This window comes from Catalinimonas alkaloidigena (genome assembly GCF_029504655.1).
GTDB classification, from domain to species: domain Bacteria; phylum Bacteroidota; class Bacteroidia; order Cytophagales; family Cyclobacteriaceae; genus Catalinimonas; species Catalinimonas alkaloidigena.
Genome location: NZ_JAQFIL010000001.1, coordinates 1,008,026 through 1,027,643, shown reverse-complemented (window position 1 = coordinate 1,027,643; position 19,618 = coordinate 1,008,026). Strand labels below are relative to the sequence as shown.

The 19,618-nt window shown below is 44.1% G+C and carries 10 protein-coding genes; 4 read left to right on the top strand and 6 right to left on the bottom strand.

Translation table 11 applies throughout. The features are described from left to right. Nucleotides 1–34 precede the first annotated feature (34 nt). Both OKW21_RS04345 and OKW21_RS04340 read right to left on the bottom strand, forming a co-directional pair. Entirely contained in the window at nucleotides 35–3,859 is a 3,825-nt protein-coding gene (locus tag OKW21_RS04345; RefSeq protein WP_277477662.1) for an efflux RND transporter permease subunit, read from the bottom strand. A gap of 88 nt (nucleotides 3,860–3,947) precedes the next feature. Beyond that, on the bottom strand, nucleotides 3,948–4,331 hold the full coding sequence (locus OKW21_RS04340) for an HYC_CC_PP family protein (RefSeq protein ID WP_277477661.1): 384 nt from the start codon (nucleotides 4,329–4,331) through the stop codon (nucleotides 3,948–3,950). A gap of 261 nt (nucleotides 4,332–4,592) precedes the next feature. Between OKW21_RS04340 and OKW21_RS04335 the strand changes: the two genes are divergently transcribed. Continuing rightward, nucleotides 4,593–6,137, top strand: a complete 1,545-nt coding sequence (locus tag OKW21_RS04335) for a GH3 family acyl-acid amido synthetase (RefSeq protein ID WP_277477659.1) — start codon at nucleotides 4,593–4,595, stop codon at nucleotides 6,135–6,137. A gap of 56 nt (nucleotides 6,138–6,193) precedes the next feature. Here the strand turns inward: OKW21_RS04335 and OKW21_RS04330 are convergent, their stop codons facing one another. Beyond that, nucleotides 6,194–7,441, bottom strand: a complete 1,248-nt coding sequence (locus OKW21_RS04330) for an alkaline phosphatase family protein (protein WP_277477657.1) — start codon at nucleotides 7,439–7,441, stop codon at nucleotides 6,194–6,196. A gap of 323 nt (nucleotides 7,442–7,764) precedes the next feature. Beyond that, nucleotides 7,765–11,823 (bottom strand): hybrid sensor histidine kinase/response regulator transcription factor, encoded by a 4,059-nt coding sequence (locus OKW21_RS04325; RefSeq protein ID WP_277477655.1) that lies wholly within the window; start codon nucleotides 11,821–11,823, stop codon nucleotides 7,765–7,767. A 281-nt stretch (nucleotides 11,824–12,104) separates the two neighbouring features. On the opposite strand from OKW21_RS04325, the gene OKW21_RS04320 reads away from it, so the two are divergent. The 3 genes from OKW21_RS04320 to OKW21_RS04310 all read left to right on the top strand — a co-directional run bounded on the left by OKW21_RS04320 (nucleotide 12,105) and on the right by OKW21_RS04310 (nucleotide 18,992). Next, nucleotides 12,105–15,434: a SusC/RagA family TonB-linked outer membrane protein gene (locus OKW21_RS04320; protein ID WP_277477654.1), complete on the top strand. Its 3,330-nt coding sequence runs from the start codon at nucleotides 12,105–12,107 to the stop codon at nucleotides 15,432–15,434. A 6-nt stretch (nucleotides 15,435–15,440) separates the two neighbouring features. Further along, complete coding sequence (locus OKW21_RS04315) at nucleotides 15,441–17,252, top strand: RagB/SusD family nutrient uptake outer membrane protein (RefSeq protein WP_277477652.1); 1,812 nt, start codon at nucleotides 15,441–15,443, stop codon at nucleotides 17,250–17,252. A 135-nt stretch (nucleotides 17,253–17,387) separates the two neighbouring features. Beyond that, on the top strand, nucleotides 17,388–18,992 hold the full coding sequence (locus OKW21_RS04310; protein WP_277477650.1) for a high affinity choline transporter 1: 1,605 nt from the start codon (nucleotides 17,388–17,390) through the stop codon (nucleotides 18,990–18,992). 117 nt (nucleotides 18,993–19,109) lie between these two features. Here the strand turns inward: OKW21_RS04310 and OKW21_RS04305 are convergent, their stop codons facing one another. Both OKW21_RS04305 and OKW21_RS04300 read right to left on the bottom strand, forming a co-directional pair. After that, nucleotides 19,110–19,319 (bottom strand): hypothetical protein, encoded by a 210-nt coding sequence (locus OKW21_RS04305; protein WP_277477649.1) that lies wholly within the window; start codon nucleotides 19,317–19,319, stop codon nucleotides 19,110–19,112. Next, complete coding sequence (locus OKW21_RS04300; protein ID WP_277477647.1) at nucleotides 19,316–19,567, bottom strand: hypothetical protein; 252 nt, start codon at nucleotides 19,565–19,567, stop codon at nucleotides 19,316–19,318. The genes OKW21_RS04305 and OKW21_RS04300 overlap by 4 nt, the downstream gene beginning before the upstream one ends. Nucleotides 19,568–19,618 lie beyond the last annotated feature (51 nt).

Here is a 19,618-nt window from a genome sequence, read left to right as displayed (position 1 = left end):
TGTATAATCCTTATTCATTTTCTTATTTCAATTTTTAAACTTTCAACTTTGATCCTTGAATTTTCTTCTCTTCCCTCCAACAATACAAGGTAGGTACAACAAAAAGCGTGATCAGCGCAACACACATCCCTCCGAAGATGGGAATGGCCATAGGAATCATGATATCAGAACCACGGCCTGAGGAGGTAAGTACCGGTAGCAAGGCCAGCAATGTCGTAGCAGAGGTCATCAGCGCAGGACGTACTCTCTTTTGACCGGCTTCCACTACCGCAGCTCTGATTTCAGGAATTGTTTTAGTTCGGTTTCTGTCAAAGGATTGATCCAGATAAGTAGCGATCAGTACACCATCGTCAGTAGCGATGCCAAAGAGCGCAATGAAACCTACCCAGACGGCCACGCTGAGGTAGATTGTCTTGACCTGAAACAGATCGCGCATGTCGGTTCCCAGGAGAGAAAAGTTGAAAAACCACTCATTGCCATATAGCCAGATCAGGATAAATCCTCCGGCGAATGCCACCGCGATCCCACTGAATACCATCAGCGTAGTAGTTACCGAACGAAACTGAAAGTAAAGAATCAGGAAAATTACCAGAAGACAAACAGGTATGACGATGCTTAACCTTTGCGCTGCCCTGATCTGGTTTTCGTAGCTACCAGAAAAGCGGTAGCTGACTCCGGCGGGTACTTCCAGTTCACCGCTGTCTATTTTCTGCTGTAAATAGGCTTGAGCCGCTTCTACTGTCTCCACTTCAGAATAGCCAGTACGTTTGTCAAAAAGCACATAAGACACCAGAAAAGTATCTTCACTTTTGATCATTTGTGGCCCTTGCACATAATCAATGCTGCTCAATTCACCCAAAGGTATCTGGCTGCCGGAAGGGGTAGGTATCAGGATTTGCATGATCTTCTCAGGATCATCCCGCAACTCTCGGGGGTAGCGCACCCGTATAGGATAGCGTTCCCTGCCCTCTACGCTGGTACTCAAGCGAATCCCCCCTATCGCCACTTCTATGTAATTCTGCACATCCTGAATACTCAGTCCGTAGCGAGCAATCTTTTCCCGCTCAATCCGGATTTCCATGTAGGGCTTACCTACAATTCTTTCGGCAAAGACCGCTTCTTCTTTAACTGCCGGTATTTCTCTGAGATAGCCTTCCAGTTCCAAACCAAAAGCTTCAATGGTTTTTAAGTCAGGCCCTTTCACTTTGATACCCATAGGCGCACGCATACCGGTTTGTAGCATTACCAGTCTGGTCTCTATCGGCTGTAGTTTGGGTGCTGAAGTCACGCCGGGTAAGCGGGTAGCTTTGACAATCTCACCCCAGATATCGTCAGGAGACTGTATCGCATCTCGCCACTGCCTGAAATACTTCCCATCTTCATCGGGAATCAACAGTTCAGTATCTATATAAGGGGCTTCTTCTGCGGAAATGGCGACTAATGTGTCTTCCTTTTGCATCAGGTAATTTCCATCCTCATCGGTACGGAAGCGTATACGCCGACCGTTTTCGTTAGTCAGATATTCGCTTTTATAATTGATGATATTCTCATACATGGAGATAGGCGCAGGATCTAAAGGTGACTCTATCCTTCCTAGTTTTCCCACCACCGACTGCACTTCGGGAATAGCGGTGGCCAGCATATCCAGTTTCTGCAGGGTGGCTTTATTTTCTTCAATTCCGGCATGGGGCATGGAGGTAGGCATTAGCAGAAAAGCACCTTCGTCCAGGGCGGGCATAAATTCCTCTCCTATTCCAGGGAAAGCATGCTGTAGATCACTGTAAAATTCAGTCCCACGCATGTTTACATTTACCTTTTCCAGTCCGCGGGTAATGGCACCAAACACGCCATCTACCCCCTGCCATATCACTGCTCCCCACAGCACCAGTGTCGCTGGAATAACAAGAAATACTGCTTTGTGCCTGAGACACCAGCGCAGAATAGGGGTATAGTAATGATAAAACAAAAGGAAGCTTCCCAGAATAAGCGCAATCCCTAAAATAACGAAGATAAAATTGAGTAACAGACTAACACCAGCTCCCAAAGGTAACCATTCCACAGTAAGCCAGAAGGTAATCAGCGCCAGCGTGATGCCAATATTGATCCACAGCCGATAGGTAGAGGCCCACAGGAATTTAGGATGATCCCAGGCGGCAAGGAAATTTACTGCCCCTATCAATATTAGAAATACGCCTGCCCACACTAAGCCGAAAACTAAGGCCACCAAACCTATTACTGTAATCAGCAGGTTGATGCTCATACTGAGCTTTTTCTTTTGAATTCTGATAGAAAAGAACCAGTACGCGAAGGTAGGCATGATGATGAGCGTGATAAATACCGATGCCGCCAGCACATACGTTTTGGTAAAAGCCAGGGGGGTGAACAACTTACCTTCGGCTGCCTGCAGGCTGAATACCGGAATAAAGCTGATGATGGTGGTAGCTACTGCCGTCACGATGGCGGAGGCTACTTCTATTGTACCTTCATAGACAATATCCAGATAGGACTTACCAGTATTGCGATTGGCCTCAATATGCTTGAGGATATTTTCAGACAGGATAATTCCCACATCTACCACTGTACCAATGGCAATGGCAATACCGGAAAGGGAAACGATGTTAGCCACTACCCCGGTGTAACGCATGGCAATAAAACACATGAGTACCGCCAGCGGCAGCAAAGCGGAAATCAGCAGTGAAGCCCGCAGGTTGACCACCATCACAATGATGACAATGACAGTAATTAAGATTTCCAGCGACAGTGCTTCTTCCAGGGTCCCTAAAGTCTCCTGTATGAGTTGGGTACGATCGTAGAAAGGAACGATTTCTATATGAGAGACTGTGCCATCATCCAAAGTTTTGGTGGGCAAACCGCCTTCTATTTCCTTAATCTTTTCTTTTATGTTGTTGATCACTTCCAGAGGATTAGAACCATAGCGAGCCACTACTACGCCTCCCACTGCTTCTGCCCCCGCTTTGTCCAGCACTCCACGGCGGCTTGCCGGTCCGTACTGTACCCGGGCCACATCTTTGATCCGTATCGGGGTATTGTTTTCTACCTTTACCACCGCATTCTCCAGGTCTTCCAGCTTTTCAATATAGCCTAAGCCTCTTACAAAATACTCCGCATTATTGATCTCCAAAGTTCTTGCGCCTACATCCAGGTTGCTATTACGCACACTTTCAGCCACCTGCGCCAGCGTTGCTCCGTGCACTTTAAGCGCATCAGGATCAATTTCTACCTGATACTCTTTTATAAATCCACCAACAGAAGCCACTTCAGATACACCTTCGGCTGAAGCCAGTGCATATCGTACCAGATAATCCTGCGCTGAACGAAGCTCCTGCAGATCCCAGCCGCCAGTCACATTTCCCTGCTCATCTCTTCCTTCCAGCGTATACCAGTAAATCTGTCCCAGCGCAGTAGCATCCGGCCCCAATGAAGGTTGTACACCATCAGGCAGCGTACCCGTAGGTAAAGCATTGAGCTTCTCCAGTATGCGGGAGCGACTCCAGTAAAACTCAATATCTTCATCAAAAATGATGTAGATGCTTGAAAAGCCAAAGGCTGAGGAACTGCGAATGGTCTTTACACCGGGCATACCCAGCATGGCAGTAGTAAGTGGATAGGTGATCTGATCTTCCACATCCTGCGGAGAACGCCCTTTCCATTCGGTAAAGACAATCTGCTGATTTTCGCCAATATCCGGAATAGCATCTACCGCTACGGGGTCCTGAGGCAGAAAACCAAATCCCAGATCAAAGGGAGAAGTTACGATTCCCCAGCCCAGCAGAAAAAGCAATATGAGTACCGTCACCAGACGGTTGTACAGAAAAAACTTAATCAGTTGATTTAACATCTTTCATTTCCGATCAATAATTCCAAAAACGACAAAGGGATGACACCTATGCAGGCTCATACTGTAGTAAAATGGATTCGGACATGGCCTAAATCAGAAAGGATTGCAGCAACACTGGAATATCCTGCGCAATGAGAGGAGAAAGATAAAGTTTGAATTCAGTTACATTTGCCTTTTGCTCATCAAAGAGGGCAGACAAATCCAGGTAAGGTAAGAGGGCAGTCACGGCCAGCGCAAAACAGTCAAACTGAAAAGCGGAAAGCTGAAAGTCTTGCTCAACTAAAAAGGTGAGTTGCTCATCATGACAGCAGTCTTCCGGCATATCATCTGGCTCATCACAGCAACTCATTTTCTCATGCCCCACTTCCACAGCCGATAGCTCGCCCCCGCAGTAATGCTTGCTGATGGCTACCCCGGTAGTGGAGAGAAGCAAAATCATACTTAAGATGATATGGATAAGTTTCCTGATCATGGACTGTTTTGGTACTTCGCTAACGCTATCGTGACTTTTTAGGTTTCAAAATTTTAGCTTTATAAAAAAGAAAAAGAGATCACAGTGAATTTATCTTATTATTTGAGATTATCAAAAATCATGTCTCTATTAAATGTATATTAGGCTAATCTTCAGACTAAACCTCACTTAAATATAAAATTGTTAATGAATTAATAACAAATAACTATTTAAATCGGCCTTAAAATTGTGTAAATAGATACTACATACAACTTAAGACCCATGCCCATTTTAGGAAAACTGGTGAAGAAAGGGCTTCAATTGAGACAAGCTGTTGAGCATCATTACAAGCACCCCTTTAGCCTGCAAAAAGAGCAGCTCCGATATCTTTTGTTTACCGCTCGTCATACCCAATTCGGTCAATGTTATCATTTTGAACAATTGCTTGACCAGTTTCACTCCTTAGCCCCTGACGCTTTTTATTCTGCCTATAAGCAAGCCGTGCCCATCCATGACTATAACAAAATGCACGCTGACTGGTGGCACCTGAGCCGTGAGGGACAAAAGGACATCAGCTGGCCGGAACGTGTCAAATACTTTGCGCTCAGTTCAGGGACCTCGGAAGCTGCTTCCAAATACATTCCTATTACAAAAGATATGCTTAAGGCCATCAATAAGGTGAGTGTTCGGCAGATTCTTTCGCTCAATCAGTATGATTTGCCGGAAAGCTTGTTTCAAAAAGGGATACTCATGCTGGGAGGGAGTACTGCTCTGAACAGAAATAAATATAGTTATGAAGGTGACCTGAGCGGCATTACCTGTAAGCGGATGCCTTACTGGTTTTACAGCTTTTATAAGCCTGGCCATAAAATTTCTAAGGAGAAAGACTGGGCCAAGAAGCTGGATGAGATTATGCTGAATGCTTACAAATGGGATATCGGAGTCATTGTAGGTGTACCGGCCTGGCTGCAGATGCTGCTGGAAAAAATCATAGATCATTACGGCCTGAATACCATCCATGACATCTGGCCCAACCTGAGCATCTTCATCCACGGCGGCGTATCGCTGACACCTTATCTGAAAAGCTTTGAACGCCTGACTGCTCGACCTCTCACTTACATTGAGACTTACCTGGCTTCCGAGGGGTTTATCGCTTTTCAAAGCAAGCCTAATGTCAGCTCTATGGAAATGATGCTCAACAGCGGAATTTTCTTTGAGTTTATCCCTTTCAACGAGCGTAATTTTAGGGCTGATGGCGAACTGGTAGCTCATCCGGAAACGCTGATGATCCATCAGGTGGAAGAAGGTAAAGAATATGCCCTATTGCTCAGCAGCTGTGCGGGAGCCTGGCGCTACCTTATTGGCGACGTCATTAAGTTTACCGATGTACAGAACACCCAAATTGTAATTACCGGACGTACCAAGCACTTTCTGAGCTTATGCGGGGAGCATTTATCGGTAGATAATATGAACCATGCTATCCAGATGCTTTCTGAAGAATTGAATGCAGAAATTAATGAATACACGGTAGCAGGTGTCAAGCATAATAATCTTTTTGCCCATCATTGGTACCTGGCCATCGACAAAGAAGTGAGTGAAGAATATGTGAGGCAAAAACTAGATGAGTATTTGAAATATCTCAATGATGATTACCGCACGGAACGTAGTGCAGCACTTAAAGAAGTCAAAACCACCATTCTACACCACGATGTATTTCTCAACTGGATGAAAATGGAGGGCAAAGTAGGAGGCCAGCATAAGTTTCCCCGCGTACTCAAAGGACATCAGCTAGCGTCGTGGGAGTCGTTTGTTGCCTCTAAACAGTAAGCTTTTATGTAGAACGACTCTGTTGAGTCGTTCTACTCATCAAGCAAAATATTCTTTTACAACTCTTCTTCTTCCAGAACTACCCACTTATTCACAAAGTTATGGGGGCCTTCTAGTACTATCTTATAAAAAGAAGAAGGCTTGTTGCCTGCATCAAAGCTATATTTTTCCTTACTCAGGGGCACTTCTCCTATCAATGTATATTCATCTTCACGCCCCTCCTTAAAATGGTTGGTTGTGCTGAGCCAGACTTTCACATTCCCTTTTTTCTCCATAGCCTCCCATCCCAGCTCAATTTGCTCATTCTCCAATTTTGCAGTTGGATTAGCCAATGAAACTTCTCCTGTCAAAGGTACGCCATCAATTTCCATCGCCTGCGCTCTTGGAATTTCCAGATTCATATGGCGGGCAATGGTGGGGAAAATAGATACTACACCCGGCACACCATTTTTAAAATAGGCATTCAGATTTTTAGCGTTTGTAGTGATCCAGGTAGAGCGCTCCCTGTCTGACTGCCCACCATGATGCTTACCACTTTCCGCATCCCGACCATGGTCAGTAGTGATGACAATCAGCCAGTCTTCATCGTAGTTCTCTTCCCTGTACTGAATAGCATTCCAGATTCTTCCGATCTGATCATCGGCTACTTCCACCGCATCGTACATTTGCGGACTGTCGCCAAACTGATGGCCCATATCATCAGTGTATTCCAGGTATACCCATGACAGATCAGGCCCTTCTACTTTGACATAGCTGGCCGCCTCATCAGTAACATGTTCATCAATCAGGTGTATATATTTTCTGTCATTTCCGTGAGGAAACTGTACGGTATCATGTTCAAAACCATCAAAGGCATAATCTAACTGTAGGTTTCCTGTTGCCTCCAATCCTTCGCCCACCAGTTTAGTCCGGTTATCCAGCCAAGTGGAGAAGATAGCCGTTTCTTTTTCAGGGTATTGTTCTTTCAGAAAGCGAAATAACGTCCAATACTGATAATTAGGTTTTTTAATGCTATTGCCCCATACATTATGTTTATTGACCCAGGTGCCAGTCAGCAGGCTGTTATAACCTACTGCAGAGATAGTAGGTGTTTCGGAATAAGCATCCTTTTCACCTCCCACATAGGCGTGAGTATAACCACCTGCACTTGCAATATCATCCAGATGAGGGGTGTTGATCTTTTCTATGACATCGGCAGAAATGCCATCCACAATGATAAAGAGTGCTTTCTTTTCGGGAGATTGTGCATTCAGGCTATTGACTGCAAAGACACATAAAAACAAGCATATGATTTTAGTCCACATTGGTTTTACTTAGCTAATTAAGTTTGAAAATAAATTTACAGGTGTGATTGACTAACCTTTACTTCACAGAAGGAAGTAAAAGGAAAGCACAAAAAATATGACAATCATCAGATAAAAAAAGACTTCAAGAATAAACGCTTTACGCAGTGTTTTCTTTTCTGATTTTTTTTTTCTTTCCTTTTCCCTGATCATAACATTTGTCCATTTCAATCCTCGGCATATTATGAGATTAATGAAAGGAGAAAGGAAATGAATCTTCAAAAAAATAGTATAAATCATTTTAGCTTTAATTATTCATATGAATCAAAGCTAAAATCATACAATTACTCATCTTCCAACTTATGCTGGGGGGACTCAAACTTTGATGGTGCGATGCCATATTCACGGATAAAACATTTAGAGAAGTAGTTAGGGTTATTAAAGCCTACCATATAAGCTACTTCTGACACACTCCAGCGTTCCTGTTTCAGTAGTGAAGTAGCTTTCTTTAAGCGTACACTACGGGTAAACTCATTGGCAGATAAGCCGGTAAGACCTTTGAGCTTTTTATAGAGGTGAGTTTTGCTCACCCCCATAGTAGCAGCAAAACCCTCCACACTAAATTCAGCATTTTCTATATTCTGCTCAACTACCTGCATAGCGGCTTCTAGAAACTCCTGATCAGACGACTGATGTGTTTCTGTCTGAGGATCAGGTATCAGGTCTCTACTTAATTCTTTTTTTACCTCTTCTCTGTATGCGAGCGTATTTTTTACTTTTAACTGAAGCGCTTCCAGTTGAATCGGTTTCTCCAGATAATCATCTGCTCCGGCGCGAAGCGCCTGCAGCATACTCTCCTCACCACTGCGGGCAGTGAGCAGGATCAGAGGAATATGATGAGTATCAGGATTGGATTTTACTTTTTTACAGAATGAAATTCCGTCCATTTCGGGCATCATCACATCAGAGATTATTAGTGAAGGCTTGTGCTCAGATAATAAATGTAGCGCCTCCTGGCCGTTGCGTGCTTCTAATATGGAAAAAACAGGATAGAAAGCAGATTTTAAATAGGACCTTATTTCATCGTTATCATCTACCAATAACAGGGAGGATTGTTTATGATTATCTTCTAAAGAGTCCAGCTCTCCATCTGCGTGAAAAATAGCCTCTACAGGCAGCAATGGCATATTATTGTCCACCATCACCTCAGGCTGAGGATCAATGGTGTTCTCCGGCTGCTTTTTAAGTGGTAAGCTAACCGTGAAACAGCTTCCACGACCTTCCTGGCTTTGTACGCTCACAGCTCCACCATGCATTTCAACGATTTTTTTCACTAGCGCCAGGCCAATACCCGTACCGCTATTTCCATTCATATGGTGCTCATCCACCTGATAGTACCGGTCAAATATATACTGCTGCAGGTGTTGAGGAATACCGATTCCATTATCTTCAACTTTAATAAACAGCGCTTCTTCTTCAGCAGCGCCGGCATAGCCTGTATCTACAGAAACACTAATACTACCATCAGCAGGGGTAAATTTAAAAGCATTGGATAATAAGTTATAAAGCACAGTTTCCATCTTCTCAAGATCAAAGTAGATTTGAGGAAGCCCAGCTTTGATAACATAACGAAAGGCAATGTGCTCCCTATCTGCCAGATCATCAAAATATTGGAATACATGCTTGATAAAAGGTTCTACCTCATATGCTGCCAGGTGAAGTTCATCATGCGAAGTTTCCAGTTTACGGAAAGTAAGTAACTGATTGATCAACCTAAGTAAGCGCTTGGCGTTTCTTTCCATCATCACCGCTTCTTTTCTACCCACTCTCAAAGCATCACTTTTTTTATCTTTCAACAATTTTTCCAAAGGGTTAATGATCAGCATCAGCGGTGTACGAAATTCGTGAGATAGACCGGTAAAAAAGTTGAGTTTCATCTGGTGGGTTTCTTCCTCTCTTTCTCTTTCTTTTCTCTCCTGTATCAGATCGTTTTTAAGCTGAATGCGGGCGATGGTGAACCTTCTGGCCAGATAAATGATAAAAAGCAGCGCCAGGCAATAAAGAAAAAAAGCTGCGGGTGTCTGCCAGAAAGGGGGATGAACGATGATTTTTATAGAAGCTTCCTGCTTTTCAGTAGCGGTATTTTCACCCAGTATTCTTACCCGAAAGAGATATTTTCCTGGTTTAATATTGGTAAAAGTCGCCGAAGTTTCGCTACCTATATTACGCCATTCATCCTCAAAACCTTCAAGTTTTACCACATATTGCTGCTGCCCTGCTCTTGGATACTGTGAGGCGACAAAGTCAATGGTGAACACTGAATGCTCATGTGAAAGGTTTATAGAATCTGCAAATGCAATATGCTGAGGCAGCAAAGTAGTACCCGCTTCCACCTGTTTGCCCATTATTTTTAAGCCATTCAGGAAGACAGCGTGGGTTTGAGTTTTTTCATATTTTTTTTCAGATTGAAACGCATAGAGCCCCTGTCCACCGCCAAAGAAAAAAGTACCATCCGCAGACTGAAAAGATGCGCCAAACAGGAAGTCTGTATACCGAAGTGAGGAACTGTTATCAAACCATTTGAAAGTATCGCTCTCAGCATGGTATTTTGCTAAACCACTGCTGGTACTTATCCAAAGGTCAGCGGCCTCACTACCTAAAACAGCACGTATTTTAGTATCTTTTAAGCCTTTGTGCTGTTCGTAGTGCTTGAGGTGACTTTGCTGTGTATCCCAATAATAAACTCCGTCATTCCAGGTACCAATCCAGTAATTACCGTGCTGATCTTCCTGCAGGGCAGTAACGAAAGAAGGTAAAGCACTCCAGGGTGCTGGTTGGAGTTGATACTCCTTAGAAGTACGATCAGGAGTGATGAAATAAGCCTTTCCTTCATAATTACCAAGCCACAAATTGCCATCATCACCTTCATATAACCAGATAAGCATTTCGGTTTGTTGCGTATCGCTCCCCAGCAAGTTGACAGGTACAATATCCTTATGATCAGGACTATAGGTATGCAAGCCTCCTCCCTTGGTAGCAATCCAGATGCGAGCTTGCTCATCTATCAAAATGTTACGAACATCATCATGCTGTAAACCTCCATCCGCTCTTGCTCTGAAAGTTTTGATCACACCTCTACCCGGCTCAATGACGTTTATTCCGCGTTCATACATCCCCACCCAGATACGGCCCTGATGATCTTCAGCCAGAGTTTGAATGGTGTTTCCTTCCAGTCGATACTTCTTCTTTTCAGCCTCTCTGCTGTAGGTGGCCAGAAGTTTACCATCCTGAGACATCACAGTCAGTCCGTTACCCCCACTGCCCACCCATAACCGCTCTTTACTATCCTGAAGAATGGCATGCACAGAACTGCTGCGATAATGATAGGGGTTACTTTTGTAATAATGGAAAAATTCATCTTTAGCCGAGAAGTTCAGCCCTCCATAGTTAGTTCCTATCCATAGATTCTCGTCTTTGTCTTCAAAGAGGGTGAGAATATTGTTACTACTCAGGCTGTTTTCCGCTCTGCTATCACTCGTATAATGGATAAAGCCAGTGCCGGTAGAATCCAAAAGATGCAGTCCTCCCAAGTCGGTGCCTACCCAAAGATTCTCATCAGAAGTACTGAGCATACAAAGCACATCATTGGCATTTAGACTTCGCGGATCTTCGGGTGCATGGGCAAGATGTGTATAGATTGATAAATTTTCAGTATCAAGCGTATAGATCCCTTCTTCACGGGTGGAAACCCAGAGCTTTTCCTGAAAAATCAGCAAATCAGAAATATAATGTACTCCTTCCAACGCGGCCACCTGATGAATATCAGACTCATTCGCCGAGGCGGTAAACAGTCCTGCATCAGTAGCCAGAAGAAGCTTTTCTCCTTTTAGCTTAATCATCTTCCTGATATGAAAATCTTGAGTGGATGCTAAAAACTGAAATGATTTTTTTTGATACACAAAAACACCTTGGTCTGTGCCCACCCAAAGTACGCCCTGTGTATCTTCATAGATGGTAAATATCTGCCTATCTGCCAGCTCTTGTATTCTTTCAAACTTATCCAATGTGGGATCGTAAAGGTTTAGTCCAAGGGCGGTACCTACCCAGAGCTGTCCATTGCTGTCGGTAAATACTGTATTAATTGAACTGTGAGACAGACTGCTACTGTCCAAGGGATAATGGTAATAGCTTCGGAAGCTATAGCCATCGTAACGGTTGAGCCCGTGGCTGCTGGCAATCCACACAAAGCCATAGTTGTCCTGTGTGATGCTGCCTATGTAGTTTTTAGAAAGCCCATCTTCAGCAGTAAATGCTTCAAAAGATAATTTCTGGGCAGTTAGTGTAGTATTAAATAGGCAGTTAAAAAAAAATATAACGAATAATGCTGACGATAACCTGATCATATGCAGGGACAAAGATACTATTAAATATGGATTAATACATGTTGACCGTATTACGCAAAGGTTAAGCGTATCTGTAGGGACTTAACCAGGAAATAAAATACTACTTAAATTACTGTAAAACAATTAGTTACATATAGCATGTGAAGATTTGTTACTGATTCATGATGATTTGTAGCCTTGAGTTAACGATATCTACAGGCTTTCTGAATATCCCTTATGCAGGGTAGAAAAAATGTCCCTTACTTTTGGAATTGATTTCAATTCAACCAAAAAAAATCGCAATGAAACAATTCGACCCATCACAAAAGCTTAAGAGGCTTACGTACACTGTGGTTTATTCTGCCTTGCTGTGCCTGCTTCCGGCTTTCGCTTACAGCCAGTCTCAAACCGTTAGCGGTAAGGTGCTGGATGAGCAAGATAATCCCCTGCCAGGGGTGAATGTCTTAATCAAAGGATCCGGTCAAGGTACAATCACCAATGTAGAAGGAAACTTCAATTTGCAGGCTAATGGAGACGATGTGCTCATCTTCAGCTTTGTAGGTTATGAAACTAAAGAAGTAGCGGTAAATAACCAGTCTGAGATTAATGTACAATTGTCAGAAGACGCTGCTCAACTGGATGAAGTTGTAGTGGTAGGTTACGGAACTCAAAAGAAAGTAAACCTTTCCGGAGCGGTAGATCAGATAGATGCAGAGGTGATTGAGAACCGTCCTATCTCTAATATATCACAGGGGCTACAGGGTATCATCCCTAACCTGAACGTAGACTTCCTTTCAGGGGAGCCCGGTGCCGCAGCAAATATTAACATTCGTGGATTAACCTCTATCAACGGAGGGAACCCCCTCATCCTGATTGATGGTGTACCTTCAGATGCAGTAGAACTTAACCGAATTTCTCCTCAGGATATTCAGAATATATCAGTAATCAAGGATGCTTCCGCAGCCGCCATCTATGGTGCAAGAGCCGCTTTCGGGGTAATTCTGATTACTACCAAAATGGGAGATCAGGAAGGGGTAAGCGTAAGCTATTCCAACAATTTCTCCTGGGACAGGCCTACGATAGTGCCTGATAAAATTACAGACCCCTATATCTACCTCAGATTGGCAGAAACGGCTACTGATAATACTCCCTGGGATTATAACAACTATACTGACCAAACTTACCTTTACGCCAAGCAGCGTTCAGAAGACCCATCCATAGCTCCGGTAAGACAAGACTTAACCAACAGCGAGCAGTGGGAATATATGGGTAACCGTGACTGGAGCAACTACTTTATGTCGGAAAGCAGCTTTTCTCAAAACCACTCGGTATCCGTTGACGGAATGTCTGAGAAAGCCCGCTATTTTATTTCGGGTAATTACAACCGTCAGAATGGTATCATCAAAGTTGCCGACGATTATTTTGACCGCTATAGCTTCAGAAGTAAGGTAGACTATGATGTTACAGATTGGTTCACCTTAGGAAACAATACTTTCCTTACCAATACCACGCGTAAACAGCCTTCAGCAATTGTCAATTCAAGCCTGCTTTCCAATACCCTGCAACAGGGTGCAGGAGGTTCTTCTTTCTGGGAGATTTATAACCTATGGCCTACTGACTGGCATGTAAACCCGGACGGAAGCTGGGGAAATAATGCTACCGGTAGACTAGCGGCCCGCATGTCTGACGGAGGATCAACCAGCGAAAGGTACAACAGTCTACAGTCTCGTTTTACCGCCCAACTTTCTTTTTGGGATGACCTGTTGAAAGTAAATGCAGACTATACCTATCGCCGAGGGAGCACCAACTTCAATTACCACACAAACAAGTATAATATTGGATTTGGGCCCGATGACGTCCGTGAAGAAGGTCAGAATTTTGCTCATCGCAGTGCGGGATTTGAAGACTATAATGTTTTTAACGTCTATGGTACACTCAATAAAGAATTTGGTGTCCATGACTTTACCGCTATTGTCGGATATAATCAGGAATATTACCGTTCTGAGTTTTTCAGTGCTGAACGTAACAATGTGATTTCCTCCTCTCTGCCCACCGTAGCACTGGCTACCGGGGATGCCAATGTAAATGAGGTCATCGGTGACTGGGCCATCCGTGGAGCCTTCTACCGCTTGAACTATATCTTGCTTGATCGCTACATTGTAGAATTCAACGGCCGTTATGACGGAAGTTCTCGTTTCCCGGAAGATAAGCGATTCGGCTTCTTCCCTTCCGCATCTGCCGCATGGCGGGTAGACCAGGAACAGTTCTTTGATCCGCTGACCAATGTGGTAAGTACCTTTAAACTCAGGGCCTCTTATGGTTCATTAGGTAATCAGGCGGTTTCTGACTACAATTATTATGGTTATATCCCTACGATGGCTGCTTACCAGTCTGATTATCTGATCGGCGGCAATCGCCCCCAGGAAATTTCTTCCCCCGGCCTGGTATCGCCTAACTACACCTGGGAGCAGGTAAACACAGTTAACTTTGGTGTTGACCTTGGATTCTTCGGTGACAGGCTTACCGCTAACTTTGATATCTACGAAAGAAATACGCTCGGTATGCTGACGCTGGGAAGAGACCTGCCCGATGTGTTAGGAGCAAGTGAGCCGGCAGAAAATGCTGCCGATTTACGTAACAATGGATGGGAGTTGGCATTGAATTACCGAAATGACTTCAACGTAGGAGGCAGCCCGCTGAGCTTCAATACCAAATTTGTTTTGTCTGACAGCCGCGCTACCATTACCAGCTTTGACAATCCCAACCGCAACCTGACCCAATACTATGAGGGTATGGACCTGGGAGAAATCTGGGGTTTGGAAAGCGATGGTTTGTTTGCGTCAGAAGATGAAATACAGCAGTTAGATCAAACGGCTGTTGTTCCCTGGGGAGCACTTTCAATTGTTCCAGGATGGCCCAGGTACATTGATCAGGACGGTAATGGTGTCATTGAAAAAGGAACTACCGTAGATGATCCTAAAGACCTAAGTGTTATTGGAAATATTTCACCTCGCTACCGTTTCGGTCTGGACCTGAATATGTCATGGAAAGGTTTTGACCTGCGCACCTTCTTTCAGGGCGTTGCAAAACGTGACTACTACCCAAGAGATTACCTGTACTGGGGATTCTACCAGCAGCCTTATGCCGGAGGGTACGCCCACCTTAACGATTTCTATCGTGCCACTGCTGACAGTGACGTGGATCGTTCCAGACATTCTCAGTCTTACATTGAGGCAGGACTTGCCGATCAGAATCTTGATGCTTACTACCCCGTATTACAGGCCTGGCTGGCAGACCGTAATCTGGGAGAGCGTATTGACCAGGCCCAGGGACTGGCCATACCTCAAACACGCTACTTACTCAATGGATCATACCTGAGGCTCAAAAACCTGACAGTTGGATATACCCTGCCGCAGGCAATGCTGGATCGTGTGGGAATTGAGCGTCTGAGAGTCTTTGTAAGTGGCGAAAATGTGTTTGAGTGGTCAGAGCTTAAGGATTATTATGACCCGGAAGCCATCAATGATAATAATAACTACAATCCGGCAACCGGAAATTCAAGACAAGTAGGAAGTGGATATGCATATCCTGTACAGAGAAGGTTTGCTGTCGGTGTGAATGTTAACTTTTAAATAATCATGAGAACAAAGATGAATTTAATATATAAATCACTACTCACAATCAGTTTATCACTACTGATAGTAGCCTGTAATGATGATTTTCTGGACAGGGTGCCAGAAACATCTATCGGTAAAGAAAACTTTTTCAATACGGAAGAAGACCTGGACCTGTACGTTTACGGACTGTATAATTTTCCTGCCCATGGTCAACTGATTGAAGATCGTTCTACGGATAACGCGGTAACAACCGGTGTTACCGAAATTAAGAACATGATGATTGGCGATCCATCGTCAACAACGATCACTGGTGGTTGGAATTGGGCAGGCTTAAGGGATATCAATTTTTTTCTGGAAAACTTCAGAAATGCTGATTTACCGGAAAGCAGGCTGAATCACTACGAAGGCCTTGGCAGATTTTTTCGTGCTCGCTTTTATGTTGAAAAAATAAAGCGCTACTCAGATGTGCCCTGGTACGATCAGGTGATTGCTTCCAATGATGAAGAGTTGCTGCTCAAAGGTAGGGATTCACGTGAAGAGGTAGTCCAGAACATTATGGATGACTTTAGCTTTGCTGCCGAAAACGTAGATACCGAATCTGTAGAAGGTGAAGTCAACAGTTGGGTCATAAAAACTTACCTGGCACGCTTTGCCCTGTATGAAGGCACCTACCGAAAGTATCATCCGGAACTCAACTTGCAAACTACGGCAGATGAGTTTATCACAGTCGCCAGAGATGTTGCTCAAGACATCATTGAAAATGGAGGTTTTGCACTATACAATACCGGCGACCCAACGACTGATTACAGTCGCCTCTTCAACAACACTAGCCTGGGAGGAAACCCTGAGGTAATTCTGGTACGTGCATTTGAAAATGAAACACTAAATAGTGGTTGGTGGGCCTATATATTTGGTAACTACGAAGTGTGCCCAACCAAAGATTTATTACAGGCCTACCTGATGACTGATGGCTCATACTATACCGATCAGCCGGGATATGAGACTAATTTATTCGTAGAGGAATTTCAGGATCGTGACCCTCGTCTTTCTCAGACCTATGCTTATCCGGGTTGGGAATTGGTAAACACCTCAACTTATGCACAGGGTGCCGGAGTGTATGTGCAGGAGTTGGCAAAAAGCTTTACCGGCTACCATCAGATCAAAGGCTTTATCAATGATACAGATATTACTGTACAGAACAGTGCCGATTATCCGGTGCTTCGTCTGGCTGAGCCTATGTTGATTTATGCCGAAGCCAAAGCTGAGCTGGGAGAGCTTACCCAGGCTGACCTGGATATGACAGTGAACCAACTGAGGGCAAGAGCAGGGATGCCAGACCTCAGCATCAATCCTATGATTGATGATATGCAGGCAGCCCGTTATCCCAACATCACCTCTACGCAAAAAGACGTTTTACTGGAAATCCGTAGAGAGCGTAGAATTGAGCTGGCGCTGGAAGGCTTTCGTTTTGATGACCTGATGCGCTGGGGCGCGGGTGAGTTATTAGATAATGAGCCCGAAGGCATTTACTTTCCTTCTCTGGGTAAATATGATCTCACCGGCGACGATGTTGAAGATATCTTCCTGATAGATGCTTCTGAATCTATTCCTGAAAACAAAGAGGTGAATGAACTGGGTGAGCAACTCGTCTACTACCGCGCCGGAGCATTCGGTGAGGATGTAGGTGTCTTTCTGGAAAATGGTACTTCCGGCACTATTCAGACCATGGCTGACCGGGGAACCTTTGTTGCGCCTAAGTATTACTATCGTCCTATTCCACAGTCTGATGTGGTACTCAACCCGAATCTGGAACAGATTTTTGGCTGGGAATAAGATTTTTTTAAGTCTGGAAAATTGTGAAGGCCTAATTTTGGGCCTTTACTTTTTTGCACTGCCAGATTCATATTAGCTTACAAGCCCAAACCACTTAGGGCTTTCATCAAATCAAACCATCGTCCATTATATAAGATGTCATCTACACTATTCAAAAAACTACTCCCTTCCCTTGCCATCATGATTATCCTACTCCTGGTGGGTGCTGTCATGCACTGGATGGGTAGAGCGGTATATTGGCCGGGCTTCATTGCCATGATGTTTTTCTATGCTGTCATTTTTTACATAGGAACTTACGCTGCTTCCATGAAGGGAGAGGAAAACGAAAACAGTGTGATGCTTGCAGGAAGGTCTATACCATTGGGTGTGGCTGTATTCACCATGAGTGCTACCTGGGTAGGCGGAGGATATATCAACGGCACAGCTGAATATACAAGTTCTTCAGGAATAGCCTGGGTACAGGCGCCCTGGGGATATGCCATGAGCCTCATCATAGGGGGGCTGTTTTTTGCCCGAAAAATGCGCCGCTACGAATTCAAAACAATGGTAGACCCATTAGAACAGCGTTTCGGTAAAAAAGTAGCCGCAGTACTTTCTTTACCTGCTATCTCAGGTGAGCTTTTCTGGACTTCAGCAATTCTTACTGCCCTGGGTACAACCTTTGGTACCGTATTAGGGATGGATTTTGTCCCTTCCATCATTGTTTCCGCAGCAATCGCAATTGCCTATACGGCCCTGGGTGGTCTTTGGGCTGTAGCCTTTACCGATGTCATACAGATGATATTGCTGCTGGTTGGTCTTACATTAGTCATTCCTTTTGCCTTGGATAAAGTCGGGGGTTGGGATTATGCGTGGAATACATACAAAGAAAATAAAGGTATTTTAGCCAATGTGCTCCCTCCACTGGATGGATGGAAAAATGATGCCTGGGGAGACTATTACTGGAACTGGTGGGACTCAGCGCTGCTCCTGATCTTTGGGGGAATACCCTGGCAGGTATATTTTCAAAGGGTGCTTGCTTCTAAGAATGAGCAGGTAGCCATGCGGCTTTCTATCATCGCAGGTTTTGTTTGCCTGTTAGCTGCTATTCCAGCTATTATGATTGGCGTGATCGGTAATGTGGCAGATTGGAATGCATTTGGTGTGGCACCGCCGGATGAAGCAGCCCTTACCTTACCTTATGTCGTCCGGTATCTGACCAATCCTATAGTCGCTACAATTGGGCTGGGAGCGATTGCCGCCGCCGTCATGTCATCGGTAGACTCTTCTATCCTTTCGGCTTCTTCTATGGCTTCCTGGAACCTTTATCGTACCCTGCTCAGACCTAAAGTTGACTCCCAGACTTTATCAAGAGTTATCAAAAAAGTGATCTGGATCATTGGAGTGTCAGCTACGCTGATTGCTTTGCAGGTAAAGAGTGTTTATGCACTCTGGTTTCTGTGCAGCGATTTTGTCTACTGTATTTTGTTTCCTCAGCTTGTCTGCGCTCTTTTTGATAAGAAAGCCAATCGCTACGGAGCCATAGCAGGACTTATAGTCTCAGTAGTCCTACGTTTTGGAGGTGGTGAACCTACTTTAGGCTTGGAGGGCATTATCCCCTACCCTATGGCATTGGAAGATGGCACAGTACTTTTTCCTTTCCGAACATTAGCGATGGTCAGCGGGCTTATTACGATTTTGTTGGTTTCTCGCCTCAGTCAAAAGCAGTGCCCACCCCAAGCGCTCCATAAGCTGGGATAAGAATGAAGATTAGCATTCTAAAAAAGAATATTATTCTTCAGGGGCTTGGCTGGTGTGATATATATTTAAAATAACTACTTGGTGTTCTCTAACCTGATATACTATCCGATAACTCCATCAGAAAAATCGCCTGATATTACCTAGGTTCTCTGGATAATATTCATCTAGCTGATAGATTTCTGCTTGTGTTGATAAACTTTTGGCAGAACGTATAATTTCCTGCCGCACTTTCCATGCCTGTTGTGGTGATATGTCATGTAAATAAGCGTAGTGGCAATCTAAAGCAAATTGCGCTTTACGTGTCCAGACTACTTCTCTCTTACTCATGGTTTTGCCTGCTCAATATCCTTTTGACTTATAACTTCTCCCCGATCAGCCTGCTCAATAGCCTCATCCAGATCTTTACGATAAGCTTCTCGTGAAAGCGCTTTCCCATCTGCTGTATAGGCCACTGTTTTAGCTTGTTGTTGGGTTAAATTCTCAAAATAAATCCGCAACTGATTCAACACCTCAATATCATCAGTTTCTACAATATACTGGTGGAGTGTAGACTTAATTTCTGCGATAGTTGTCATAAGTTTTTTTTCTAAAGATAACGTTTTTCAAACGGAGAAGATATATCATAA

Bases quoted from the DNA above. Each gene is read 5' to 3' on its own strand.
- OKW21_RS04315 (WP_277477652.1), top strand. From the start codon at position 15,441: ATGAGAACAAAGATGAATTTAATATATAAATCACTACTCACAATCAGT.
- OKW21_RS04345 (WP_277477662.1), bottom strand. From the start codon at position 3,859: ATGTTAAATCAACTGATTAAGTTTTTTCTGTACAACCGTCTGGTGACG.
- OKW21_RS04330 (WP_277477657.1), bottom strand. From the start codon at position 7,441: ATGTGGACTAAAATCATATGCTTGTTTTTATGTGTCTTTGCAGTCAAT.
- OKW21_RS04300 (WP_277477647.1), bottom strand. From the start codon at position 19,567: ATGACAACTATCGCAGAAATTAAGTCTACACTCCACCAGTATATTGTA.
- OKW21_RS04335 (WP_277477659.1), top strand. From the start codon at position 4,593: ATGCCCATTTTAGGAAAACTGGTGAAGAAAGGGCTTCAATTGAGACAA.
- OKW21_RS04320 (WP_277477654.1), top strand. From the start codon at position 12,105: ATGAAACAATTCGACCCATCACAAAAGCTTAAGAGGCTTACGTACACT.
- OKW21_RS04325 (WP_277477655.1), bottom strand. From the start codon at position 11,823: ATGATCAGGTTATCGTCAGCATTATTCGTTATATTTTTTTTTAACTGC.
- OKW21_RS04340 (WP_277477661.1), bottom strand. From the start codon at position 4,331: ATGATCAGGAAACTTATCCATATCATCTTAAGTATGATTTTGCTTCTC.
- OKW21_RS04310 (WP_277477650.1), top strand. From the start codon at position 17,388: ATGTCATCTACACTATTCAAAAAACTACTCCCTTCCCTTGCCATCATG.
- OKW21_RS04305 (WP_277477649.1), bottom strand. From the start codon at position 19,319: ATGAGTAAGAGAGAAGTAGTCTGGACACGTAAAGCGCAATTTGCTTTA.